Annotated in this window: 18 protein-coding genes and 1 pseudogene; 17 read left to right on the top strand and 2 right to left on the bottom strand. The window is 59.3% G+C overall.

Translation table 11 applies throughout. The features are described from left to right. Positions 1 to 26: 26 nt before the first annotated feature. The 4 genes from RBH71_RS20745 to exoR all read left to right on the top strand — a co-directional run bounded on the left by RBH71_RS20745 (position 27) and on the right by exoR (position 5,968). Entirely contained in the window at positions 27 to 2,870 is a 2,844-nt protein-coding gene (locus RBH71_RS20745) for a valine--tRNA ligase (RefSeq protein WP_003515623.1), read from the top strand. Positions 2,871 to 3,319: 449 nt separating this feature from the next. Beyond that, positions 3,320 to 4,609 (top strand): outer membrane protein transport protein, encoded by a 1,290-nt coding sequence (locus tag RBH71_RS20740; protein ID WP_003515621.1) that lies wholly within the window; start codon positions 3,320 to 3,322, stop codon positions 4,607 to 4,609. Between the two features lie 269 nt (positions 4,610 to 4,878). After that, positions 4,879 to 5,187 carry a hypothetical protein gene (locus tag RBH71_RS20735; RefSeq protein ID WP_233283652.1) on the top strand — a complete coding sequence of 103 codons (309 nt, stop codon included), beginning with the start codon at positions 4,879 to 4,881 and terminating at the stop codon, positions 5,185 to 5,187. Then, a complete protein-coding gene (exoR, locus tag RBH71_RS20730; RefSeq protein ID WP_003515620.1) occupies positions 5,174 to 5,968 on the top strand; it encodes an exopolysaccharide production regulator ExoR in 795 nt (264 codons plus the stop codon). Before RBH71_RS20735 ends, exoR begins: the two co-directional genes overlap by 14 nt. Positions 5,969 to 6,097: 129 nt before the next feature. On the opposite strand, the gene xth is transcribed toward exoR, so the two are convergent. Further along, the gene (gene xth, locus RBH71_RS20725) at positions 6,098 to 6,895 is read right to left on the bottom strand and encodes an exodeoxyribonuclease III (protein WP_003515617.1); all 798 of its coding nucleotides are present in this window, start codon (positions 6,893 to 6,895) and stop codon (positions 6,098 to 6,100) included. A gap of 222 nt (positions 6,896 to 7,117) precedes the next feature. After that, complete coding sequence (erpA, locus tag RBH71_RS20720; RefSeq protein ID WP_003515615.1) at positions 7,118 to 7,450, bottom strand: iron-sulfur cluster insertion protein ErpA; 333 nt, start codon at positions 7,448 to 7,450, stop codon at positions 7,118 to 7,120. Positions 7,451 to 7,679: 229 nt separating this feature from the next. Between erpA and RBH71_RS20715 the strand changes: the two genes are divergently transcribed. The 13 genes and pseudogenes from RBH71_RS20715 (at position 7,680) to RBH71_RS20655 (ending at position 23,505) form a co-directional block, all read left to right on the top strand. Further along, a complete protein-coding gene (locus RBH71_RS20715; RefSeq protein WP_003515612.1) occupies positions 7,680 to 8,897 on the top strand; it encodes a deoxyguanosinetriphosphate triphosphohydrolase in 1,218 nt (405 codons plus the stop codon). A 76-nt stretch (positions 8,898 to 8,973) separates the two neighbouring features. Beyond that, positions 8,974 to 10,732 (top strand): annotated as a pseudogene (gene argS / locus RBH71_RS20710) (arginine--tRNA ligase). A 66-nt stretch (positions 10,733 to 10,798) separates the two neighbouring features. Next, the gene (locus RBH71_RS20705) at positions 10,799 to 13,807 is read left to right on the top strand and encodes an SPOR domain-containing protein (protein WP_003515608.1); all 3,009 of its coding nucleotides are present in this window, start codon (positions 10,799 to 10,801) and stop codon (positions 13,805 to 13,807) included. 242 nt (positions 13,808 to 14,049) lie between these two features. Next, the gene (gene nagZ, locus RBH71_RS20700) at positions 14,050 to 15,066 is read left to right on the top strand and encodes a beta-N-acetylhexosaminidase (protein WP_003515605.1); all 1,017 of its coding nucleotides are present in this window, start codon (positions 14,050 to 14,052) and stop codon (positions 15,064 to 15,066) included. A gap of 58 nt (positions 15,067 to 15,124) precedes the next feature. Next, complete coding sequence (locus RBH71_RS20695; RefSeq protein WP_111801156.1) at positions 15,125 to 15,973, top strand: segregation and condensation protein A; 849 nt, start codon at positions 15,125 to 15,127, stop codon at positions 15,971 to 15,973. Further along, a complete protein-coding gene (scpB, locus tag RBH71_RS20690; protein WP_003515601.1) occupies positions 15,963 to 16,709 on the top strand; it encodes an SMC-Scp complex subunit ScpB in 747 nt (248 codons plus the stop codon). Before RBH71_RS20695 ends, scpB begins: the two co-directional genes overlap by 11 nt. A 130-nt stretch (positions 16,710 to 16,839) precedes the next feature. Then, a complete protein-coding gene (locus tag RBH71_RS20685; RefSeq protein WP_003515599.1) occupies positions 16,840 to 17,046 on the top strand; it encodes a twin-arginine translocase TatA/TatE family subunit in 207 nt (68 codons plus the stop codon). Positions 17,047 to 17,100: 54 nt separating this feature from the next. Beyond that, positions 17,101 to 17,829: a Sec-independent protein translocase protein TatB gene (gene tatB, locus RBH71_RS20680; RefSeq protein WP_003515598.1), complete on the top strand. Its 729-nt coding sequence runs from the start codon at positions 17,101 to 17,103 to the stop codon at positions 17,827 to 17,829. Next, positions 17,826 to 18,629 carry a twin-arginine translocase subunit TatC gene (tatC, locus tag RBH71_RS20675; protein WP_003515595.1) on the top strand — a complete coding sequence of 268 codons (804 nt, stop codon included), beginning with the start codon at positions 17,826 to 17,828 and terminating at the stop codon, positions 18,627 to 18,629. The genes tatB and tatC overlap by 4 nt, the downstream gene beginning before the upstream one ends. 104 nt (positions 18,630 to 18,733) lie before the next feature. After that, positions 18,734 to 20,017 carry a serine--tRNA ligase gene (gene serS / locus RBH71_RS20670; protein WP_003515594.1) on the top strand — a complete coding sequence of 428 codons (1,284 nt, stop codon included), beginning with the start codon at positions 18,734 to 18,736 and terminating at the stop codon, positions 20,015 to 20,017. A gap of 156 nt (positions 20,018 to 20,173) precedes the next feature. Further along, complete coding sequence (gene surE / locus RBH71_RS20665) at positions 20,174 to 20,944, top strand: 5'/3'-nucleotidase SurE (protein ID WP_003515592.1); 771 nt, start codon at positions 20,174 to 20,176, stop codon at positions 20,942 to 20,944. Between the two features lie 8 nt (positions 20,945 to 20,952). Continuing rightward, entirely contained in the window at positions 20,953 to 21,594 is a 642-nt protein-coding gene (locus RBH71_RS20660) for a protein-L-isoaspartate(D-aspartate) O-methyltransferase (RefSeq protein ID WP_029658770.1), read from the top strand. A gap of 345 nt (positions 21,595 to 21,939) precedes the next feature. Continuing rightward, complete coding sequence (locus tag RBH71_RS20655; protein ID WP_003515587.1) at positions 21,940 to 23,505, top strand: LysM peptidoglycan-binding domain-containing M23 family metallopeptidase; 1,566 nt, start codon at positions 21,940 to 21,942, stop codon at positions 23,503 to 23,505. Positions 23,506 to 23,576 lie beyond the last annotated feature (71 nt).

Below are 23,576 nucleotides of genomic sequence, written 5' to 3'. Positions count from 1 at the left end.
AAGAACTCTAAAATTCAGGTCAGGAAATGCTCGAAAAGACCTACGATTCCGCATCCGTCGAACCGAAAATCGCCAAAGCCTGGGACGAGGCGAACGCTTTTCGTGCCGGCGCCAACGCCAAACCGGGCGCGGAAACCTTCACAATCGTCATCCCGCCGCCGAATGTCACCGGCTCCCTGCATATGGGCCATGCGCTCAACAACACGCTTCAGGACATATTGGTCCGCTTCGAGCGCATGCGCGGCAAGGACGTGTTGTGGCAGCCGGGCATGGACCATGCGGGCATCGCCACGCAGATGGTCGTCGAGCGCAAGCTGATGGAACAGCAGCTTCCGGGCCGCCGCGAAATGGGCCGTGAGGCCTTCGTGGACAAGGTCTGGGAATGGAAAGCCGAATCCGGCGGCTTGATCTTCAACCAGCTGAAACGTCTCGGCGCGTCCTGCGACTGGTCGCGTGAGCGCTTCACCATGGATGAGGGTCTGTCCGAGGCCGTTCTCGAGGTGTTCGTCACCCTTTACAAGCAGAACCTGATCTACAAGGACAAGCGCCTCGTCAACTGGGACCCGAAGCTGCAGACCGCGATTTCCGACATGGAAGTCGAACAGCTCGAAGTGAAGGGCAACCTTTGGCACTTCCGTTATCCGCTGGAAAAGGGTGTGACCTATCAGCACCCGATCGCATTTGACGAGGAGGGCAAGCCCACCGAGTTCGAAACGCGCGATTACATCGTTGTTGCTACCACGCGGCCAGAAACCATGCTCGGCGATACCGGTGTTGCGGTGAACCCGGAAGACGAGCGCTACAAGGGCATCATTGGCAAGCATGTCATCCTGCCGATCGTTGGCCGCAAGATCCCGATCGTTGCGGATGACTATGCCGATCCGACGGCCGGAACTGGCGCCGTGAAGATCACGCCTGCGCACGACTTCAACGATTTCGAGGTCGGCAAGCGTTGCGGTCTGCGCGCCATCAACGTCATGAATATCGATGGGACGATCTCCATCAAGGAGAACGAGGATTTCCTCGAGGGCCTCAATCATCCGGCGGCGCTGCACGGCGCATGGGATCGTCTGGAAGGACAGGATCGTTTCTTCGCCCGCAAGGTCATCGTCGAAATCTTCGAGGAAGCCGGCCTCCTCGACAAGATCGAGCCGCACAAGCACGTCGTGCCGCATGGCGACCGTGGCGGCGTGCCGATCGAGCCGCGCCTCACCGACCAGTGGTGGGTTGACAACAAGACGCTGGCTCAGCCGGCCATTGCCTCGGTTCGCGAAGGCCGCACCAATTTCGTGCCTAAGAACTGGGAAAACACTTATTTTCAGTGGATGGAGAACATCCAGCCCTGGTGTATCTCGCGGCAATTGTGGTGGGGACACCAGATTCCGGCATGGTACGGCCCTGACGGGCAGGTCTTCGTTGAAAAGACCGAGGAAGAGGCGCTTCAGGCCGCTATCCAGCATTATATTGCCCATGAAGGTCCGTGGAAGGCCTGGGTCGAGGAGAAGCTTGAAAACTTCAAGCCGGGTGAGATCCTGACCCGTGACGAAGACGTTCTCGATACTTGGTTCTCATCGGCGCTGTGGCCGTTCTCGACGCTCGGCTGGCCGGAAAAGACGCCGGAACTGGCGCGCTATTATCCGACCAACGTGCTTGTCACCGGTTTCGACATCATCCCGTTCTGGGTCGTCCGCATGATGCAGATGGGTCTGCATTTCATGAAGGACGATGCCGGCAATCCGGTCGAGCCGTTCAGCACCGTCTACATCCACGCGCTGGTTCGCGACAAGAACGGCCAGAAGATGTCCAAGTCCAAGGGCAACGTCATCGATCCCCTGGAACTGATCGACGAATACGGTGCGGATGCGCTACGCTTCACGCTCGCCATCATGGCGGCGCAGGGTCGTGACGTGAAACTCGATCCGGCACGTATCGCCGGTTATCGCAACTTCGGCACGAAGCTCTGGAACGCCACGCGTTTTGCCGAAATGAACGGCGTAAAGCGCGATCCGCATTTCCTGGCCGAAACCGCATCGCTGACGATCAACCGTTGGATCCTGACCGAGCTTGCCAACACCGCGCGCGATGTGACGGCGGCTCTTGAGAACTTCCGGTTCAACGATGCATCCGGTATCCTCTACCGTTTCGTCTGGAACCAGTTCTGCGACTGGTACCTGGAACTGCTCAAGCCCGTGTTCGGTGGCGAGGATGAGGCGGCAAAGGCGGAATCGCAGGCCTGCGCGGCCTATGTTCTGGATGAGATCTACAAGCTCCTGCATCCCTTCATGCCTTTCATGACGGAAGAGCTGTGGGCGCATACGGCGGGCGAGGGCGAGGAGCGGGCTGATCTTCTCTGCCTTACCGACTGGCCGACTCCGGAATTCCGCGACGATGCCGCGGCTGCGGAAATCAACTGGCTGATCGATCTGGTTTCGGGCATCCGCTCGACGCGTGCCGAGATGAACGTGCCGCCGGGCGCCACCGCATCGCTGGTGGTGGTCGGTGCCAATACCTCGACAGAAGCGCGGCTGGACCGCCATGCCGCCGCTATCCGGCGCCTGGCGCGTGCCGATGAAATCCGTGGTGCCGATGTGGCGCCAAAAGGTTCCGCGCAGATCATCATCGGTGAGGCCACCGTCTGCCTGCCGCTCGGCAACCTCGTCGATCTCGCGGCCGAAAAGGCCCGTCTCGAAAAGGCGATCGGCAAGGTGGATGCGGAAATGGAACGCATAGACAAGAAGCTGTCGAACGAAAAATTCGTGGCCAATGCCGATCCGGAGGTTGTGGCCGCCGAGCGCGACCGCAAGGCGGAGCTGGAAGTTCAGCTGACAAGTCTTCGAACCGCCCTGCAGCGGGTCAGCGAAGCAGGATAAGGTTCCTGTTGCGTGTAAAATCAAAACGCCCCGTGAAAACGGGGCGTTTTGCGTTCTGTCAGGGCCGGCTCAATTCATTGCTGCGTTGCAATGGCGAATCATGCACTGCGTGACAGCGCGATTATTTCTGCCGCGAGGCGCACAAAACCGCGCAGGAAGACGAAAAAGATCAATAAAAACGGCCTGATAAGCGATTTTCTTCGGAAACGTCCAACTGTGGTTATTTGGCGACATTTCCGGTGCGGATTGGGAGTTTGTTTCGTTTTGTGTCGTTTTTTCTAATTGGATTAGAATAATAGCCTAAAATGATTATGTAAGATGCCAAACATCAAAAACTTACGTAAAAAAATGGCCATCCGGTGGCAACCGCGCCGCGCCACGGCAGATTGTCATTTGCCGCAAAGCATTTCACTCTCTCAATGATCACATTGCCTTGATTGGGGAGAGAGATGGCAAAAACTGCATTTTTTCGCGGCGCAGTATGTTTCGTAGCCAGCATCGCGGCGGTCACGCCTTCACTGGCGGGCGGCCTCGAGCGCGGTGGCTACAATATCGACCTGCTGTTCGACCCGTCCGACTATGTTCTCGACAGTTCCGCTACATTCGTTGCGCCACAGCGCAAGGTTGAGAATGCGCGTGACAATCCGCTGAAGAGCGGTCCGCTGCCTGCGACTTGGTCAAGGAGCGCAGATGACTCTGAAAACTTCTGGTCGACCCGCATCGGCGCCAAGGCGGCAATCGGCGATTTCGGCGACTGCATGTTCGATTATTCGCAGCCTTGGGGCGCGCACCTCAATCCGGGCATCTGGCAGGGATCGAGCTACAATATCGAAACCAAGGTAAAGTCGCACAATTACGCCACCACCTGCCGTGTGAAGTTTGATCTTGGCAAGGGCGACTTCTCGATTATTGGCGGCGGCTTTTACCAGGAGATCAGCGGTTATAAATACCGTCAGGTTCTTGGCCCAGCTGTTCTTGGCCTCAATCCGGCCTGGTCCAGCTTCAGCGGCGTCGGCAAACTTGAGATGGAAGGTGACGGTTGGGGTTGGCGCGCCGGCGTTGCCTACGAAATCCCCGAGGTCGCCTTCCGGGCGAGCCTTGTTTATAACAGCGCCGTCGATCATGACCTGACCGGTTTCGCCGACGTCAGAGGAGTTCCGCAGACGCCGCCGTCCATCTCTCCGACGCTGGCGAAATACGGCGGCAAGCTGGTGCCGATATATGGCTCCGTTTCGATGCCAGACAGCATCGAACTCAAGGTGCAATCCGGCATAGCTCCGGACTGGCTGGCTTTCGGTTCGGTGAAGTGGACTGACTGGAGCCAGATTCAGGTCATTCCTTTCTGCGCGGTAGGGACGTCCCCCTGCGTTCCGAGCGGCGCTGACACGCTGAACACGCTAGACCTGTTTTATCGTGATGGCTGGACGATTTCCGGCGGCGTTGGTCACAAGTTCAACGAGCAGTGGAGCGGTGCTGTGAGCCTGACCTGGGATCGCGGTACATCGACTGTTATCGGCACCCAGACCGACACCTGGACGCTGGGCACGCAGATCGTCTACTCGCCGAACAAGAATATCGAGTTCAAGGTTGCCGGTGCTCTCGGCCTCCTGACCTCCGGTAGCTCATCCATCAACGGTGGACCTTGCGGTGCGGGCTTCACCTGCGGCAATGAGGCGGGCTACGACTTCGGCAACGATCTCGTGGCTGCGATCTCTACGGGCGTCAAGGTCAAGTTCTGACACCATTCGCCACACCTGAACGAAAAGAAAGGTCCGGTTTACCAACCGGACCTTTTTTCATTCCCGACTATGATTCCTGCTCGATAAAAATTTCTAGCCCGAAAGTTTTGTGACGATTTGGCAACACTTTTCTGCAAGCGTGGTGCCGCGTTGGAATGTGGGCATATCTGTCCATTTCCCGCCACAAACAAGGTGCTTGGCTTCTGTTTATGGACGCGGGGATGGAAGAACATGCAGGCGTTTGATGTGGGCCTGCGGAGTTGCGAAGAGTGAAAACGGGTTTGGATTCAGGGTTTAAGCAAGTAATACGGGAATTTGATCCGGGTTTCTTGTTTGGCGCTGACCGGCAGGCGGTCAAACGCCGTTATATTGCCGGAAATTATGCCTATATCTGTCTCACTGAAAATTTGGAGCAATTACCGCATATGACCACCGGCAGTGCGCTGGAAAGTGCTGCCGGAAAGACGCAGTGTGTTCGAAAAATCGCGACCCGGCGGGGTTCAGCTTTGCAGTATTCCGCAAGTATTGGCTATATGCCGGGAAGAGTGAGAGAAGTTCGCCTAAATGCTGAAATGTGAAGCACATGTTCTAAAGCCGCTCATCATGAGCCTTTTGCTTGCGTCGCTCGCAATGCCGGTGCTGGCTTTTGACATCAACGCAGGCGTTACCAAGGAATCCGGGCCCTTCGACCTGTTCAAGTTCGGCTTCAAGGCCTACAAGAACGGTAACAAGGACGAAGCCGTCGAGGCCTATCGCTATGCGGCCGAAAAGGGCCATACCGGCTCGCGCTGGGCGCTTGCCAATATGTATGCCTTCGGCGATGGCGTTGCCAAGAACGACTTCGAAGCCTTCAAGATTTACAGCGAAATTGCCAGCCAGGGCGTCGAGCCGGGCTCCGAGGATACCGGCTTCTTCGTCAACGCGCTGCTTTCTCTTGCCGATTATTACCGCCACGGCATTCCCGGCACTCCGGTAAAGATGGACCTGTCGCAGGCCCGCCAGCTCTATTTTCAGGTGGCTTCCACCTTTGGCGTGGCCGAGGCCCAGTTCCGTCTGGCGGAAATGATCCTTGCGGGTGAGGGCGGCCGGGCGGATGTGCAGCAGGCCAAGAAGTGGCTCAATCAGGCACGCAAGCACGGCCATGCCGGCGCCATGTCGATTTTCGGTAATCTGCTTTTCCAGGAAGGCCAGACGACGCAGGGGCTCGCCTTCATGACGGCCGCGCTCGACAAATGCACGGCGGTGGATTGCACCTGGATCCAGACCCTTCAGGAACAGGCTTTTTCGCTCGCGGGTGAAAACGATCGCCGCGCGGCTATCGCGCTGGCGCAGAACATGCAGATCGATGATCCGAACTGACAATTATGTCTATTTTGGCTGAGGCGACTCAGAGCACGTCCTGTTTAAACGGAATCGTTTGACGTGCTCTAACTCTTTGTTTCGGCGTACTTTTACCGGAAATTCTTTAACTCGCCCGGCGAGCGCCGTTCAATTGATCGGCGTAAAATTGAAATAACCGCAGACCGGTACGTGGTCGGACGGTTTTTCCCAAGCCCGCACATGTTTTTCGATGCTGACCGATTCCAGCCTGTCGGCCGCTTCCGCCGACAGCATGAGGTGGTCGATGCGGATGCCGTTATTCTTCGGCCATGCGCCAGCCTGATAATCCCAGAAGGAATAAAGTCCGGGTTCATCCGTCGTCGCGCGTGCGGCATCGGTAAAGCCGAGATTTTCCAGCCTGCGGAATGCCGAGCGCGTCTTGGGCAGGAACAGCGCATCGCCCGCCCAGACCCGCGGATCGTGGCAATCGAAGGGTTCGGGGATGACGTTGTAGTCACCCGCCAGAATAAGCGGCTCCTCAAGCGCAAGGCGATCTTCGGCGAAGCGGCGCAGCCGCTCCATCCATGCGAGCTTGTAGGGATATTTGACCGGATCGTCAGGCGGATTGCCGTTCGGCAGGTAGAGCGAGCAGACCCGGATCGCACCGCCATCAACGGAAAACACGCCCTCGATGAAGCGTGCCTGTTCATCGGCATCGTCGCCCGGCAGGCCGCGATTGATCTCGTCGGGCTTCATCTTCGACAGAAGGGCGACGCCGTTGAAACCCTTCTGACCATGGGTCTCGACGTGATAGCCGAGCGCCTCCAGCTCAAGGCGGGGAAAGCCTTCGTCAACCGACTTGATTTCCTGAAGGCAAACGATGTCGGGCGATGAATCCTTCAACCACTGGCAGAGGTTTTCGATACGCGCCTTGACGCCGTTGATGTTCCAGGTGGCAATCTTCATCGGAGTTTCCCTTTTGTGAGGTTACTTTTACCCGATGCAAAAGCGATTGCCACCGTTTTTGGAAACGGCGGGTGAGGATGTGGTGGATAGAAGCCGGGGCAGGGTAGATCAACAGCTATGGATGCACCGCAGCTCCCCAAACCCTCATTCCTGTGACGAGCGCAGGAACGAGGGCGGAGAGAAAGGCGTGAATGATCTCAAGCTTGGCGCTTGATATCACCATCAAATAGAAAAGCTGGTGCCGCAGCCGCAGCTTGCGACCGCGTTCGGGTTCTTGATCTGGAAGGACTGGCCGAGCAGATTGTCGACGAAGTCGATTTCAGAGCCGGCCATATAGACAACCGACAGGCTGTCGATCAGCACCTTGGCGTCTCCGCGCGCAATCACGATGTCGTCATCGGCGGGGTCTTCCGCCAGGTCGAACTTGTAGGAGAAGCCCGAGCAGCCGCCGCCTTCCACCGAAACGCGCAGAGCCTGCTTGCCCGCATCCGCTGCGACGATCTGGGCGATTCGCTTCGCTGCGGCTTCCGAAAGTGTAATGTCGCTGTTTTCCATGTCGTTCCTCGTGCCGGGGTCAAGAACCGGAGAGCAATAGATTTGTCGTCACCATTATAAACCAGTCAAATAAACGGTCTATAGCGATGTCCGCAACGGCCTTTGCCGCGATGATGCTTTGCGCCGACCTTTGCGATAGGTATGAAGGGTGGATGAAAAGGTCAATGGTCAAAGGCCATGGACTTCGGGTCAAATGAAGTCCTGGCCAGAGAACAGTACAGGTGGATGAATGATTATAGACCAGCGCGCATTGGGTTTCGGAAGTGGCGAGAGGGCGGTTTTCGCCTCTGATCCATGGACCACGCGCGGGCGTCTTTTTGCCGAGGAGGGGAGCCTGACGCGCTCGGAGTTCCAGCGCGACCGGGACCGCATTGTCCACACCACGGCCTTTCGCCGGCTTAAACACAAGACGCAGGTTTTCATCAGCCCTGACGGCGACCATTACCGCACCCGGCTCACCCACACGATTGAGGTGGCGCAGATTGCCCGCGCACTCGCACGTGCTCTGAAGCTGGACGAGGATCTGGCCGAGGGCGTGGCTCTGGTGCATGATTTCGGCCACACGCCGTTCGGCCATACAGGTGAGGATGCGCTGGATGCGGTGTTGTTGCCCTATGGCGGCTTCGATCACAACGCGCAGTCGCTGCGCATCGTCACCAAGCTGGAGCGCCGCTACGCCGAATATGACGGCATCAACCTGACATGGGAGACGCTGGAGGGGCTGGTGAAGCACAATGGCCCGCTGGTCAATGCCGAGGGCGAGGGCGTGAAGGGCCCGGTTCCGCTGCCCATCCTCGAATATTGCGAGCTGCAGGATCTGGAAATCGGCAGCTATGCCAGCCTTGAGGCACAGATGGCGGCTATTGCCGACGACATCGCCTATAATACCCATGATATCGATGACGGCCTGCGTGCCGGTTATCTGAGCTTCGAGATGCTGGAAGAGGTGCCTTTCCTCAGCAAGCTGATGGCTGAGGTACGTGCGAAATATCCCGTGCTCGACAAGGAACGCTTCGCCAATGAAATCATGCGTCGCCAGATCACCCATATGGTCGAGGATGTAATCGGGGTCGCGCAGCAGAATCTTTCCCGGCTGAAACCGAAGAGTGCGGCCGATATCCGCGCCGCCGATTTTACCGTCGCGACTTTCTCGCCGGAAATGGCTGAAACCGACAGGCAGATCAAGAAACTGCTGTTTGCCCATATCTACCGGCATCCGGAAATCATGCGCATCCGCGCCGGCGCTACGCAGATCGTTACCGACCTTTTCCACCGTTATATGGAAGTGCCGGCAGAGATGCAGAGTCACTACTGGGTGGACAGCATTTCCGGTATGAGCAAGGCCGCAAAAGCCCGCCATGTGGGGGATTATCTGGCCGGTATGACCGACAGTTATGCACTGCGCGCCCACCAGCGGCTGTTTGACCACACCCCCGATTTGCGATAGGGCAGCGGGCGATCGCGAAGCCAACCCGGTTATGATGGCCGGACATGAACAGAAGCCCTTCGCGCAGGTTGGAACGATGAACATTTTTGCCGATTTCGATACCAGGATCAAAAACGCGCTCGAGACTCTCGATCTCGTGAAAGAGAACCGCGAAAAGGTCGATTTCAGTCGAATTACGGTCGAGATCCCCGCGCGATCTGAGCCATGGCGATGTCGCAACCAATGCCGCTATGGTGTTGGCGAAGCCGCTCGGCACCAATCCCCGGGCGCTGGCCGAACTCATCGTGCCAGCACTTCAGGCCGATGGCGATGTCGATAGCGTCAACGTCGCCGGTCCCGGCTTCATCAATCTCAAGGTCTCTGTCGGTTACTGGCAGCGTCTTCTTGCCGACATGATCGGGCAGGGCATCGATTTCGGCCGCTCGAAGATCGGCACGGGCCAGAAGATCAACGTCGAATATGTCTCCGCCAACCCCACCGGTCCGATGCATGTCGGCCATTGCCGTGGTGCTGTCGTGGGTGACACGCTGGCGAACCTGCTCGCCTTTGCCGGTTATGGCGTGACCAAGGAATACTACATCAACGACGCCGGCTCGCAGATCGACGTGCTCGCGCGTTCGGTCTTCCTGCGTTACCGCGAGGCGCTTGGCGAAGATATCGGCGCCATTCCGTCGGGCTTCTACCCCGGTGACTATCTCGTTCCAGTCGGCCAGGCGCTGGCGGATGAATATGGCATCAAGCTGCGCGCCATGCCCGAGGAAAAGTGGCTACCTATCGTCAAGGACAAGGCGATCGCCGCAATGATGGTGATGATCCGTGAGGATCTGGAGACGCTGAACGTCAAGCACGACGTGTTCTTCTCGGAGCGCACGCTGCATGAGGGCAATGGCGGCCCCATTCTCTCGGCCATCAACGATCTCACCTTCAAGGGCCACGTCTACAAGGGCACCCTGCCGCCGCCGAAGGGCGAGTTGCCGGAAGACTGGGAAGACCGCGAGCAGACGCTGTTCCGTTCCACCGAGGTGGGCGACGACATGGACCGCGCGCTGATGAAGTCGGACGGTTCCTACACCTATTTTGCCGCCGACGTCGCCTATTTCAAGAACAAGTTCGATCGCGGTTTTTCCGAGATGATCTATGTGCTCGGCGCCGACCACGGCGGCTATGTGAAGCGGCTTGAAGCGGTTGCGCGCGCCGTTTCGGAAGGCAAGTCGAAGCTGACGGTTCTTCTGTGCCAGCTCGTGAAGCTGTATCGCGATGGCGAGCCGGTGAAGATGTCGAAACGCTCAGGCGATTTCGTCACGCTGCGCGATGTGGTGGACGAAGTAGGTCGCGATCCCGTGCGATTCATGATGCTCTATCGGAAGAATTCCGAGCCGCTGGACTTCGATTTTGCGAAAGTGACCGAACAATCGAAGGATAATCCGGTCTTTTACGTGCAATATGCACATGCCCGTTGCATGTCCATCTTCCGCCAGGCGCAGGAAGCGTTTCCGGGTCTTGCGCTCTCGCAGGACGACATGTCGTCTTCCGTTGCTTTGATTAGCGATATCAACGAGTTGCAGCTGGTTGCAAAGCTTGCTGAGTACCCGCGCCTGATCGGATCCGCAGCCCTTGCGCACGAGCCGCACAGGCTTGCTTTTTACCTCTACGATCTCGCCAGTTCCTTCCATGGACACTGGAACAAAGGTAAAGACCATCAGGAATTACGTTTTATTAACGATAAAAACCGAGAATTGAGCATTGCCAGACTCGGGCTGGTGAATGCTGTCGCGAATGTTTTGAAGTCTGGTCTTACGCTTTTAGGAGCGGACGCGCCTGACGAGATGCGATAACATATCACCATTATTTGCTCACAATACGCTGGCAAGAGCTGCAATGCGTAGATGGTGGAACACGTAATGGTCGAAAAAAATGTCGCGTATAACCGGGACGCCCGGTCTGAAGGGTTCGCTGACAACGATCCTCTGGCAGAACTGGCGCGTATCGTCGGTTTCGATGAGCGTCCTTCGCATGCGGGTTCCGAAGCTGCGCCACGCGCCGGCTCTGCGGCAACCCGCCGCGAACCCGAATTCAATCTCGAAGACGAGCTGCTTCGAGAGTTCGAGGTTTACGACGCGCCGCATGCCGATCCGGTCGTTCTTGACCCGGCAAACGATGTGCGTGCGGGCATCCACCCCAGCGACTTCATGCAGCGCGTCGAATCGGTTTTCGCCCGGCGCGAGCCTGAGCTTGCGCCAGCGGACGAACCCGTGTTCGAGGCAAGCCCTACACCCGAAGTGAGCCAGGAGCCACTTCCCGAGGCCGATCAGGCCTACATTCACAATTACGTCGAGACGTCGACGCAGGACATCCGCGCGGATTTCCGTGATGATGCCGGTGCGGTTGCCGAGGTTTTCGATGTGCATTCGCGCCAGTCGCGCCCTGCCGAGCCGGTAGTTTACCAGCAGGCTGCATGGGAAGAGCCGCAGGCTGTCGAGCCGGCTCAAAGCACCTGGCACGCCATGCCTGAGCTTCCGGCCGATGTTTCGAGCAATATTGCGCATTCCGATCAGAGCCATGCGCCTGAGCCGCAGGCTTTCGATCTTGCGGATGAGGTAGAGATCGCCGTCGCCGAAGCGCCTGCACCGATTTCCGTGCGTCCGCCTTCGCATGGTGGCCGTTCTTCGCTGGAATTTTCCAGCCTGCGTCTGCCGCTTGCCAATTTCGGCGCGCGCCGCGATGTTGCGGCAGGTGATCCCAAGCGGATCGAGCCGAGGGCCGAAGCGCTGCCTGCAGCCCGGATCGAGCCACAGGCCGAACCAGTTCCGGCGCCTGAGCCCGTCTTCGTTCAGGCGGAAGAAACTGCACCTACCTTTGCTCCTTCGGTTGCAGAGAAGCCGGTTGAAACAAATCTTTCGCCGATGGACGAGCTGATCTACGGCGTTGCGAAATATTCCATTCCCGGACGCGGCGAAGAGCCTGTCGTTCAGGATGCCCCCATCGCACAGGCTGCGCCTATCGTTCCGGCTGCAAGAGTGGAGCCGCCTTTGGTTGCCACGGCGCCGGTTGCCGCAGCCCCTGTAAAGGCAGCCCCGGCCGTAACAGCGCCGCCCGTTCAGGAGCCGGACTTTGGGGATTTCGCAGGTTTCAACGACGATGATTTCGAGCTTGCGCTTGATGATCTCGATCTTGACCTCGACCTGTCCGAAATCGCTGCAGCGGAAGTCGCACCTGCGCCTGTGCCGCAGCCCGTTCGCCAGCAGCCGGTCGCTCCGGTAGCGGTTGCTGCCGCCGCGCCGCAGCCGGTGCGGGAACAGCCAGCACCTCAGCCGCGCCCGGCCCCGGTTGCTGCAATTCCGGTAGCCGCCCCTCCGGTCCAGCCGCGTCCGGTTGCAGCCGCACCGCAGCCGGTTGCACCACAAACGCTGGAAAGCCTGCCTTTCGATCCCTCGCAGATCGGTGAGACGGAAGAACATCCGGAAAATATTACCGAGATGGACGTGCCGGAATTGCCGGTCGGCGTTTTCGAACCCAAGCCTGTCGCCCGTCGTCACGAAGAAGACCTCGATATCGACACCGAGCTCGCAACGCTGTTTGCCCCGGCGGTTGCCGGTGGTCTTGACCGTCACAAACATGCGGAAAACCGGGCTGCTGCCCCGCAGGCGCGTCCTCAGGCACAGGGTCCGGAGGAGGTTGACGAATTTGAGCGGGCGCTAGAAGAAGATTTCCGCCGCTCCATGCAGGAGGCTGCTGCCTCGCGTGGCAATGCGCCGCGCGATGCCGAGAATACTTATGTCGACCATCAGCCGGCCTATCGCGAAGAAGAAGAACGCGGCGGTCGCCGCTGGATCATGCCGGTTGCCGCAGCAATCGGTCTGGTGCTTGTCGGTGGTGGTGTTTACGCGCTGATGTCGGGCGGTTCGTCCGGTGCGGGCTCCAATGGCGCGCCGGTCATCATTTCCGCCGATAACGACCCGATGAAGGTGGTGCCGGAAAATCCGGGTGGCCGCGTCGTGCCCAACCAGGACAAGGCGGTTTACGACCGCGTGGCCGGTGGTAGCGCTGCCGATCCGAAGCAACCGGCGCTGATCTCCAGCAACGAAAAGCCTGTCGATGTGGTCCAGCGTACGCTGATACCCGAACAGCTGCCGCTGGAAGGTGAAAACGACGCGGACATGGAAGCCACCGGCACGCCGGTTGGCGAGACTGAAGATCCGCGCCTGCTTTCGCCGGAAGAAAAGGCCAGCCAGAACGAAGGTGCCGGTGCGACGGGCGTTTCGCCGCGCAAGGTCCGCACCATGATCGTCAAGCCTGATGGTACGCTGGTTGCACAGGAAGTCGATGCGCCTGCTGCCCAGCCACCGAAGGCAGACAAGGTCGCGGAGCTTGCTGCACCGCAGGCAGCCAAGCCGGGTGAGGGTGCTCCCGCCGTCATCGCCGCTTCACGTGTTCCGGTTGCGCCTGAACACCCGCAGGCCAATACGCCAGCCGCTTCCTCCACACCGGCCTCGCAGTCGGCTGCGCCCGTTCCTTCGGCGCGTCCGTCTGCACAGCCTTCCAATGTGGTGGCAACGGTGACCAATCAGGGCAACGTCCGTCCTGCTGCAACTGCTCCGGCCCAGCCGCAGGCTGCACAGCAGCAGACAGCCGCCGCCATGCCCGCAGCAACGAGCGCGCCGTCTTCGGGTGGTTATTACATCCAGATCGCGTCCCTGCCGAGCCAGGCGGAGGCCCAGAAGTCCTACCAGAACATGTCGGCCAAGTTCGGTTCGGTCATTTCTGGTCGGGGCGTCGACATCAAGGCCGCTGAGATCGCCGGCAAGGGCACGTTCTACCGCGTCCGCATCCCGGCGGGGGACAAGAACGAAGCCGTGGCGCTGTGCGAAAAGTTCCGCGCAGCTGGCGGCAGCTGCCTGGTGGCGCGCTGATAGCGGCTGATCCGGTTGAGTGAAGATTGGGGCTGCCGTCTAAGGCAGCCCTCGCAGTGGGGAAAAGCTTTCCTCACATTCGACGTCATCCTCGGCCCCGTGCCGAGGATCTGCCAACGTTTCGCCAACCGGTCGGTTGCAGATGCTCGGGAAAGGCCCGAGCATGACGGCGGAGGGGTTGTCGACTTATCCCCGACGCCTTGCGGTATAAGGCCATTTCCCCATTCTGTGAGCGTGACATCATGACCGATTGCAAAGCTATGATCCTCGGATGCGGCGGGCTTACGCTTTCCGCTGACGAGATTGCCCTTTACCGCAATGAGCGGCCCTGGGGTTTCATCCTGTTCGGGCGCAATATCGGTGATGCGCAACAGATTACCGATCTCGTCGCCTCAATGCGCGATGCCGTCGCGCGGCCGGATGCCCCGGTTCTGATCGATCAGGAAGGCGGGCGCGTTCAGCGCATCAAGCCGCCGCTTTTGCAAGCCTATCCGAATGCCCGCATTCTTGGCGAGATATACGAGCGTGACCGGGAGGAAGGCCTGCGCGCGGCGTGGTTGATGTCGCGTCTGCATGCCTTCGATCTCATGAAATTCGGCATCAATATCGATTGCCTGCCGGTGCTCGACGTGCCTGTGGAAGGCGCCAGCAACGTCATTGGCAACCGGGCCTATGGCTACAGCCCGACCATGGTGGCGGAGATGGGGCAGGCGGCGGCTGACGGTCTCAAGGCGGGCGGCATGTTGCCTGTCATGAAACACATGCCGGGCCACGGTCGCGGCATGGTGGATTCGCACCATGAATTGCCTGTTGTCGATGTGCCGCTGGACGAGCTGGACGCCCATGATTTTGTGCCATTCCGCGCGCTGAACCGTGAATTGATGGCGATGAGCGCGCATCTGGTGTTCAACGCCGTCGATCGGGAGCGTCCGGCAACGACCTCGCCAAAGGTGATCGAGGAGATCATTCGTGGGCGAATCGGCTTTGACGGTCTGTTGATGTCCGACGACAGTTCCATGAATGCGCTGAAGGGCACGCTTGGCCAGCGTGCCGCGAATATTGTTGCGGGTGGCTGCGATATAGTCTTGCATTGCAACGGCGTGATGGGTGAAATGCTTGAGGTCGTGAAGGAAGTTCCCGTTCTTTCCGGCCGTTCGCTGGAGCGGGTGCGGGCCGTGGAAGCGGGTTTTCCCGCCACTGATGCCTCCGACGAAGCTGAACTGAGAGCCGAATTCAACGCCATGTGGGCCGTTTCCTGACAATCGGGCGGCGGCCCGGTACTCGGGACGACAGGCCGGACGCCCGGCGGATGGAACAATGGCAGCAGACAAGTCTCGTACTTCAACGCCTATGGACAAGCTCTGGCAGGATGTGACGCCGGAGCGGCTGACGGGCGAGGCCGGGCTGGTGATCGGTGTCGCGGGTTTCGAAGGCCCGCTCGATCTGTTGCTACACCTTGCTCGCACGCAGAAGGTCGATCTGTCGCGCATTTCGGTGCTGGCGCTTGCCGAGCAATATCTGCAATTCGTGGAAACAGCCCGCCGCGTGCGCATCGAGCTTGCTGCCGACTATCTGGTGATGGCGGCCTGGCTTGCCTTCCTCAAGTCCAAGCTTCTCATTCCGCAGCAGGCGAAGGATGACGGCCCCTCCGGCGAAGAAATGGCCGCGACGCTGGCCTTCCGGCTGAAACGTCTGGAGGCGATGCGGGAGGCGGCTGAACGCCTCGTCAACCGCGCCCAGCTTGGCCGCGATATCTTCGCCCGTGGCGCGCCGGAGCATATTCCGCATATCAACCGCTCGGCTTACGAGGCGAACCTCTACGATCTCCTGAGCGCCTATGCCAATCTGCGGCAAAGGCAGGCCATCACCCAGGTCACGATTGAAAAGCGGCAGGTCTGGTCGCTGGTGGAAGCCCGGGAACTCCTGAACAGTCTGCTCGGGGATGTCGGCGAGTGGACGGTGCTCGACCAATATCTGCTGCAATATGTGCCTGACCCCGCGATGCGCGTGACGGCAATCGCCAGCGCTTTCGCCGCCTCGCTGGAGCTGGTGCGCGAGGGATCGCTGCAAATCCGGCAGGAGGGCGCGTTCCAGCCCATCTATATGCGCAGGAGCGAGCGAGATGACCGCGCGCCTAATGCGGAAAGGACTGATAATGACGCATGACGACGATACCGGCGAAGCCGCCATCGTGGCAGATGGGGCGGCGGATGTGGTTGGGGCCGAACCTGCGGTATTTTCCGAGCGTCAGCTGAAGGAAGCCGAGCGCATTGCCGAGGCGCTGGTCTTTGCCTCGGCCGAACCGGTTTCAGTTGCCTTCATTGCCGAGCGGCTGCCGCGCGGCATGGATGTCGTTGCCATACTCCACGGGCTGAAGGCCGCTTATGGCGAGCGGGGTGTCAATCTGGTGCAGGTTGGCGGGCAATGGGCGTTCCGCACGGCCGGCGATCTCTCCTTCGTCGTCCATTCTGAGGAAAAGGAACCTAAGAAGCTTTCGCGTGCGGCGCTGGAGGTTCTGGCGATTGTGGCGTATCATCAGCCGGTGACACGCGCCGAAATCGAGGAAATCCGTGGCGTGCAAACCTCACGCGGTACCCTCGATGTGCTGATGGAAGCGGGTTGGGTGCGTTTCAGGGGCCGAAGGCGCACGCCGGGCAGGCCGGTGACGATCGGCACCACGGTGGAGTTTCTCGACCATTTCGGCCTTGAGGAATTGCGGGACTTGCCGGGCCTTGAGGAACTGAAGGGTGCGGGCCTGCTTTCGGGCCGTATTCCTTCCAATTTCGGCGTGCCTTTGCCGATGATGAGCGACGAATTGCGCGAAGACGAAGACCCGATCACGCAGCTCGATCTGGAAGAGTTGGGCCTGCTTGCACCTGGTGGCGGCGATGGCGACGATTGATATCGTCTTCATGCGGGTGACAAGGCACGAAAACTTTATGCCCACAGCCTGTTGAAGCAACGATTTGTTGTTTGAAAAAGCCTTTCAAACGTCTTACATCGTCTGAAAGCGAAATTCAGGAGTTTCAGTTATGGGTTCTTTTAGTGTGTGGCATTGGCTGATCGTGCTGGTGATCGTTCTCGTTCTCTTCGGACGCGGAAAGATCCCGGAACTGATGGGCGATGTCGCCAAGGGCATCAAGAGCTTCAAGAAGGGCATGGCTGACGAAGATCAGACTCCGCCGCCAGCCGATGTCAACGCGAAGACTGTTGACCACAAGGCTGACGAGATCAAGTAAGCGGCTTGAACCTGCTTGTTTTGAGACTGGCGCTAGGGTCTCGGGAGCGTTTTGATGTTTGATATCGGTTGGAGCGAGCTTCTGGTGATCGCGGTCGTTTTGATCGTGGTCGTCGGTCCCAAGGACTTGCCGCCCATGATCCGCGCCTTCGGTAAGACGATGGCCGGCCTTCGCAAGATGGCGGGGGATTTCCGCACGCAGTTCGACGAGGCCTTGAAAGAGGCAGACATGGACGATGTGCGGCAGACAATCTCCGATGTGCGCAATCTCAACCCGACCAATTCCCTGCGCGATGCTATGAACCCGCTTCGCCAGCTCGGCAACGAAATCAAGTCTGATCTCCAGAAGGCGACATCCGCTCCCGATGCGATTTCGTCGACAGCAGCACCTGCAACAAGTGAGCCGGTGGCTCCTCTTGTCAGCGTGCCGGAGCCCGAGATGAAGCTTCCGGATGTGGCGCCTGCGGTGGTTCCCACGCCTTCTGCATCTGGGCCGGTTACTGCGGTTGCTGCTGCGGAAGAAAAGCCGAAGCGTGCGCGTGCGAAATCTGTTGCGACCGTTGAAGCCGAAGCGGTTGCCGCCAAGCCGAAGCGCACCACCCGCAGTAAGCCTGCCGCAGCGCCTGTTGAAGAAGCTGCTGTCTTGAAGCCGACCGTGAAGGCTGTCGCCAAAAAGGTTGCTGTCAGGAAAGCAGCAGCTGAGAAGGCGGTTGCCGTTGCGGATGCCAAGCCGGCCAAACCGGCAAGAACCAAGGCTGCAAAGCCCAAAAAGGATGAAGCATGAGCGGGGACATCGAGGACAAGCCGCAGCCGCTTATCGAACATCTCATGGAGTTGCGCACGCGGCTGATCTGGTCGCTCGGCGCGTTCTTCGTCGCCTTCATCGCCTGTTTCGCCGTTGCCAAGCATCTCTTCAACCTGCTCGTCATTCCCTATAAGTGGGCGGTCATCTGGGCGGGCCTGGATGTGGCGAAATCATCGCTAATCTATACGGCACCACAGGAATTCTTCTTCACGCAGATCAAGGTTGCCATGTTCGGTGCCATGGTGATCTCCTTTCCGGTGATTGCCTCGCAGCTCTATAAATTCGTGGCGCCGGGCCTCTACAAGAACGAGCGCGCCGCCTTCCTGCCGTTCCTGATCGCGTCGCCGATCCTTTTCCTCATCGGCGCGGCGCTCGTCTATTTCTTCTTCACGCCCATGGTCATGTGGTTCTTCCTCGCCATGCAGCAATTGCCAGTAGATGGCGAGGTGGCGATTTCCCTGATGCCGAAGGTGTCGGAATATCTCAGCCTCATCATGACGCTGGTTTTGTCCTTCGGCCTGGTATTCCAGCTGCCTGTCGTCACCACGCTTCTGGCGCGGGTCGGGATTCTGACCAGCGACTGGCTGCGGGAAAAGCGCAAGTTCGCCATTGTCATGGCCTTCGTGGTTGCGGCCGTGCTGACGCCGCCAGACCCCATGTCCCAGATCGGTCTTGCGCTACCTGCGATCATTCTCTACGAGATTTCCATCTACATGGCTCGACTCGTGGAGAGGAAACGTGCTGCGGAATCCAAAAGCACGGAGCTGGAAGAGACCTGACGCTTCGCCACGGTCTTCCTGCTCATCAAATCTCCTCGCGCCGGGCCTTTCGCCCGGCGTTTTGCTGATAAAACGCGAGCGACCAACAATAGTCTGGAACGACGATGCACGACATTAAATGGATACGCGAAAACCCCGAAGCCTTTGATGCAGCACTTGCACGGCGCGGCGCAGAGCCTGCCGCAAGCAGCCTGATCGCTCTCGACGAAAAGCGCCGGTCCGTCATCCAGTCCCTGCAGGACATGCAGTCGCGTCGCAATGCCGCTTCCAAGGACATCGGCGCCGCCATGGCGCAGAAGAACATGGAGCTGGCGGAAAAGCTGAAAGCGGAAGTCGCCGACATCAAGGAGAACATGCCGCGCGCCGAGGAGGAGGACCGCCAGGTCACCGCCGAGCTTAACGACGCCCTGTCGCGCCTGCCAAATATACCTTTCGACGATGTTCCTGACGGCAAGGACGAACACGACAATGTGGTGACCCGCGTGGTCGGCCAGAAGCCAGGCTGGAACCATGAAGCAAAGGAGCACTTCGAGATTGGCGAAGCGCTCGGCTACATGGATTTCGAGCGGGCTGCCAAGCTTTCCGGCTCGCGCTTCACCGTGCTGACCAGCCAGCTGGCGCGTTTGGAACGGGCGCTCGGCCAGTTCATGATCGACCTGCACACCTCGGAACATGGCTACACGGAAGTCTCTTCGCCGCTGATGGTGCGTGATGAGGCGATGTTCGGCACCGGGCAATTGCCGAAGTTTTCCGAGGATCTGTTCAAGACCACTGATGGCCGCTGGTTGATCCCGACGGCGGAAGTGACGCTGACCAACCTGGTCTCCGGCGAAATTCTCGAGCAGGAAAAGCTGCCGCTACGCTTCACGGCACTTACGCCGTCCTTCCGTTCGGAAGCTGGCTCTGCCGGCCGTGACACACGCGGCATGCTGCGCCAGCACCAGTTCTGGAAATGCGAACTCGTCTCCATCACCGACGCGGAAAGTGCTGTTGCCGAGCATGAGCGCATGACGGCCTGCGCCGAAGAAGTGCTGAAGCGTCTTGGCCTGCATTTCCGCACCATGACGCTGTGCACCGGCGATATGGGTTTCAGCGCGCGCAAGACCTACGATCTGGAAGTGTGGTTGCCCGGCCAGAACACCTACCGCGAAATTTCGTCCTGCTCCGTCTGCGGCGATTTCCAGGCGCGGCGCATGAATGCGCGTTATCGCGGCAAGGACGACAAGGCGACGAAGTTCGTGCACACGCTGAACGGCTCCGGCACCGCCGTCGGCCGCTGCCTGATCGCGGTTCTCGAAAATTACCTGAATGACGATGGTTCCGTCACAATTCCAGACGTGCTGCTGCCCTATATGGGCGGTCTGACACGGATCGAGAAGGCGGTCTGAGGGAGCGCAGCGTCGCGCTATTGGAGGGAGAATCTTCCAATTACGCCGACGTCATCCTCGGGACAGGCCCGAGGATGACGTTGAGAGAACTGCACACCTCACTGCCGGTGGGGAGGATGCTCCGTCCCGGAAGATATGAAAAGCGGAGAGAGAAACATGCGGATTTTGCTGACCAATGACGACGGTATCCATGCCGAAGGGCTGGCGGTGCTGGAACGTATCGCCCGCACGCTGTCCGATGACGTCTGGATCGTGGCGCCCGAGACCGACCAGAGCGGTCTTGCTCACTCCCTTACTCTCTCCGAGCCGCTGCGGCTGCGCAAGGTTTCCGACAAGCATTTCGCGCTGCGCGGTACGCCGACCGATTGCGTCATCATGGGCATCCGTGAAGTTCTGCCGGAAAAGCCCGATCTCGTACTCTCAGGTGTCAATGCCGGTGCCAATATGGCTGACGATGTCACCTATTCCGGCACGATTGCCGGCGCCATTGAAGGTACGCTGCAAGGGGTACGCTCCTTCGCACTCAGCCAGGCTTTCAGCCATTCCGAAGGCCGCGTCGTGCCGTGGGAGGTGACCGAGACCCATGCGCCGGATCTGCTGCGCAAGCTGATGAATGTGGAATTGCCTGATGGCACCTTCCTCAATCTCAATTTCCCCAATTGTGCACCTGATGATGTGCAGGGTGTATCCGTCACCGGGCAGGGCAAGCTCGATTTCGGCCTGACGGTAGAAGAACGCCAGGATGGCCGTGGTCTTCCTTATTACTGGCTGCGCTTTGGCGAACGCCTCGGCACCTTCCGCGAGGGCACGGATATCCACGCTTTGAAGCACGGCAAGATTTCGGTCACGCCGCTAAAGCTTGACCTTACGGATTACACGGTCAAGGATCGGGTTGCGCAAGCACTTGGATTCGGAGTCGCCGATTGAAATCCGCAATGGTTGAAAAGGAAGGTTTTGCCGCTCTCGTTCTCCGCTTGCGGGGCGAGGGGATTTCCGATCTCGACCTTTTGACGGCGGTGGAACAGACGCCGCGCTCCAGATTCGTGCCGCCGCAATTCGCCGCTGATGCCTATTCCAGCCGTACAATCCCGATCGACTGCGGCGCCTTCATGGAGGGCGCTGACATGGCGGTGAAAATCCTGGCTCGCCTGCAATTGAAGCCGGGCCAGCGCGTGCTGGAAATCGGCACCGGCAGCGGTTTCATGACGGCGATCATCGCGCGCCGGGTGGAGCGGGTCTTTTCGCTGGAGCGCTACAAGACGCTAGTGCAGCAGGCGCAGAACTGTCTGGACGATCTTTCCATCCGCAATGTCGTCATCCGCCAGGCGGATGGCAGCAACGGTCTGGTCGGCGAGGGCACCTTCGACCGAATCGTCGCCACCGCCGCCTTTACCACCATGCCCCGCTTTTTCGCCGAGCAGATCGTCTCCGGCGGCATGATGATCGCGCCGATCATTCTGGAAGACGGGCGCTGCGTGATGACGCGCTTCTCCAAGACCGGCAGCCGCTTCGAGAAGGAAGAGCTGTTCGAGACGCCCTATCTGCCGCTTGGCAGCCATATTGCCCGGCATTTGTGACAAAATGAAAATATCGAAGGCGATTAATTTTCGTCTTAGAATATTCTAAATCATCACAACCAACTGATTTTCCATAATAATATTGTTCCGACATGACACATGCCGTTTTCGTCATGGTTATCGAAGTGTCAAAAAAGCGCCGAGCGGCTTAACGTTTTAACGGCGTGGTAACACTAACGCGCTTTAATCATAAACATCGACGCATGGTTTTCCCGGGATCGGGAAATGGGCCTTGCAAGAAGTGAAATTTGTGCCGGATCGACCTCGATGCGGCGGGTTGGCGTCAGTGTAGATCGAGTTATGCGTATGAGACATTCGTCTAAAATCGGAAAATCAGTCGCAAAAATGTTCGCAGCGGCATTGCTGGCAAGCGTCGCAACGGGCTGTAGCTCGGATGCAACGCGGTTCAGCGGCCTCTTTTCCAGTGGACCGGATCGGATGACGACAGCGTCAATTCCAGCCCGCCAGGGCGGCGGTGCTTATGGGCAGGCCCCGGTCCCGCAAGGCGACATGAACGGTGGTTATGCCTCTGCGGCACCCCAGGGCGGCTACGCCAATCAGAACATGGCGGCCAACTCCTATCCGTCTTCCGGCGGTTACGGCGGTGGCGTTCAGCCTTCGACGGCCCGTTCGGCTTCGGCCTCTCCGGTGCAGCGCTCCGAGCTGTCGGCTCCGCCGGCGGTGGCAAGCCGCGACCCGTCGACCCGCAACGAAGCCATGGCCCAGCCTTTCCCGTCCGCACAACGACCAGCCGCTCCGTCTCTCGCAGCACCTTCACAGCAGGCTGCCGCTCCCGTCGCCGACAATCTCACCACCGCAACCGTCCGTTCCGACAAGAACGGCTGGCATACGGATGGCGCCTCTTCGGTAACGCTGCGTCCGGGTGAAAGCATCGCGACGATCTCCAACCGCTACGGCGTTCCCGAAAAGGAACTGCTGCGGGTCAACGGTCTGAAGACCGCGGCGTCCGCGCAGGCTGGCCAGTCGATCCTTATTCCGAAATTCGGTCAGGTCCGCAATGCCGCTAAGGCTGCGGCTGGTGACATTGCGCTCAACCGCAACGGCGACGAGCCGAACCCGCTGCGTGGTCCAGACCAGAAGGTAGCCGTGCTGCCCTCGCAGAGTGTTGCCCGCGACAAGGTTTCGGCTGAAAACGGCAAGCTCACACCTCCCGGTGGCAAGCCTATGCCGCCAGCCGGTGGTTACAAGGTTCAGCCGGGCGACAGCCTGGCAAAGATCGCCCGTGAAAACGGCGTTTCGGTTGCAGCCCTCAAGGCCGCGAACGGCATTTCCACCGAAAGCATCCGTGTCGGCCAGACACTCGCCATGCCGGGTGCTTCGACCGACGCCATCAAGACAGCCTCCGTACCCGCAAAGGAAGCGGCCAAGGCAGTGGAAACCGCATCCGCCAAGCCGGAACCCTACAAGGCTCCTGCCGCAGCTGCGACCGTACCGTCCGCTCCTGCCGCAACGGCAAGCGTCGGCGATATCGAGAAGAAGTCCGATATGGCCTCGCTCGCTCCGGAATCCACGGGCATCGGCAAATATCGCTGGCCGGTTCGTGGCGCCGTCATCAACAATTTCGGCGACAACGTCGAAGGCAGCCGCAACGATGGCATCAACATCTCCGTTCCGGAAGGCACGCCGATCAAGGCCGCCGAAAACGGTGTGGTCATCTATGCGGGCAATGGCCTTAAGCAGCTCGGCAATACGGTTCTCGTCCGTCATGACGACGGTAAGGTCACCGTTTACGGCAACGCCGCCAATCTCGACGTGCAGCGCGGCCAGAAGGTTCAGCGCGGCCAGACCATTGCCACGTCAGGCATGACTGGCAGCGCCAAACGTCCTCAGGTTCACTTCGAAGTTCGCAAGGATGCGACGCCGGTGAACCCCTCCGGTTTCCTTGAATAGGTATTGCGTCTCAAGGAATGATGAAGCCGGGCCGAACGCCCGGCTTTTTCATTTTTGGGGTAGGCCAAACG

Source organism: Rhizobium sp. AN68 (genome assembly GCF_030758035.1).
Taxonomy (GTDB): domain Bacteria; phylum Pseudomonadota; class Alphaproteobacteria; order Rhizobiales; family Rhizobiaceae; genus Agrobacterium; species Agrobacterium tumefaciens.
Note: the sequence above shows the minus strand (reverse complement) of the source record. Positions and strands in the feature narration are given on the sequence as shown.

What these genes read in the sequence shown, in the direction of transcription:
- RBH71_RS20745 (WP_003515623.1), top strand. Translation starts at nt 27, where the DNA reads ATGCTCGAAAAGACCTACGATTCCGCATCCGTCGAACCGAAAATCGCC.
- RBH71_RS20740 (WP_003515621.1), top strand. Translation starts at nt 3,320, where the DNA reads ATGGCAAAAACTGCATTTTTTCGCGGCGCAGTATGTTTCGTAGCCAGC.
- exoR (WP_003515620.1), top strand. Translation starts at nt 5,174, where the DNA reads ATGCTGAAATGTGAAGCACATGTTCTAAAGCCGCTCATCATGAGCCTT.
- xth (WP_003515617.1), bottom strand. Translation starts at nt 6,895, where the DNA reads ATGAAGATTGCCACCTGGAACATCAACGGCGTCAAGGCGCGTATCGAA.
- erpA (WP_003515615.1), bottom strand. Translation starts at nt 7,450, where the DNA reads ATGGAAAACAGCGACATTACACTTTCGGAAGCCGCAGCGAAGCGAATC.
- RBH71_RS20715 (WP_003515612.1), top strand. Translation starts at nt 7,680, where the DNA reads ATGATTATAGACCAGCGCGCATTGGGTTTCGGAAGTGGCGAGAGGGCG.
- RBH71_RS20705 (WP_003515608.1), top strand. Translation starts at nt 10,799, where the DNA reads ATGGTCGAAAAAAATGTCGCGTATAACCGGGACGCCCGGTCTGAAGGG.
- nagZ (WP_003515605.1), top strand. Translation starts at nt 14,050, where the DNA reads ATGACCGATTGCAAAGCTATGATCCTCGGATGCGGCGGGCTTACGCTT.
- RBH71_RS20695 (WP_111801156.1), top strand. Translation starts at nt 15,125, where the DNA reads ATGGCAGCAGACAAGTCTCGTACTTCAACGCCTATGGACAAGCTCTGG.
- scpB (WP_003515601.1), top strand. Translation starts at nt 15,963, where the DNA reads ATGACGCATGACGACGATACCGGCGAAGCCGCCATCGTGGCAGATGGG.
- RBH71_RS20685 (WP_003515599.1), top strand. Translation starts at nt 16,840, where the DNA reads ATGGGTTCTTTTAGTGTGTGGCATTGGCTGATCGTGCTGGTGATCGTT.
- tatB (WP_003515598.1), top strand. Translation starts at nt 17,101, where the DNA reads ATGTTTGATATCGGTTGGAGCGAGCTTCTGGTGATCGCGGTCGTTTTG.
- tatC (WP_003515595.1), top strand. Translation starts at nt 17,826, where the DNA reads ATGAGCGGGGACATCGAGGACAAGCCGCAGCCGCTTATCGAACATCTC.
- serS (WP_003515594.1), top strand. Translation starts at nt 18,734, where the DNA reads ATGCACGACATTAAATGGATACGCGAAAACCCCGAAGCCTTTGATGCA.
- surE (WP_003515592.1), top strand. Translation starts at nt 20,174, where the DNA reads ATGCGGATTTTGCTGACCAATGACGACGGTATCCATGCCGAAGGGCTG.
- RBH71_RS20660 (WP_029658770.1), top strand. Translation starts at nt 20,953, where the DNA reads ATGGTTGAAAAGGAAGGTTTTGCCGCTCTCGTTCTCCGCTTGCGGGGC.
- RBH71_RS20655 (WP_003515587.1), top strand. Translation starts at nt 21,940, where the DNA reads ATGTTCGCAGCGGCATTGCTGGCAAGCGTCGCAACGGGCTGTAGCTCG.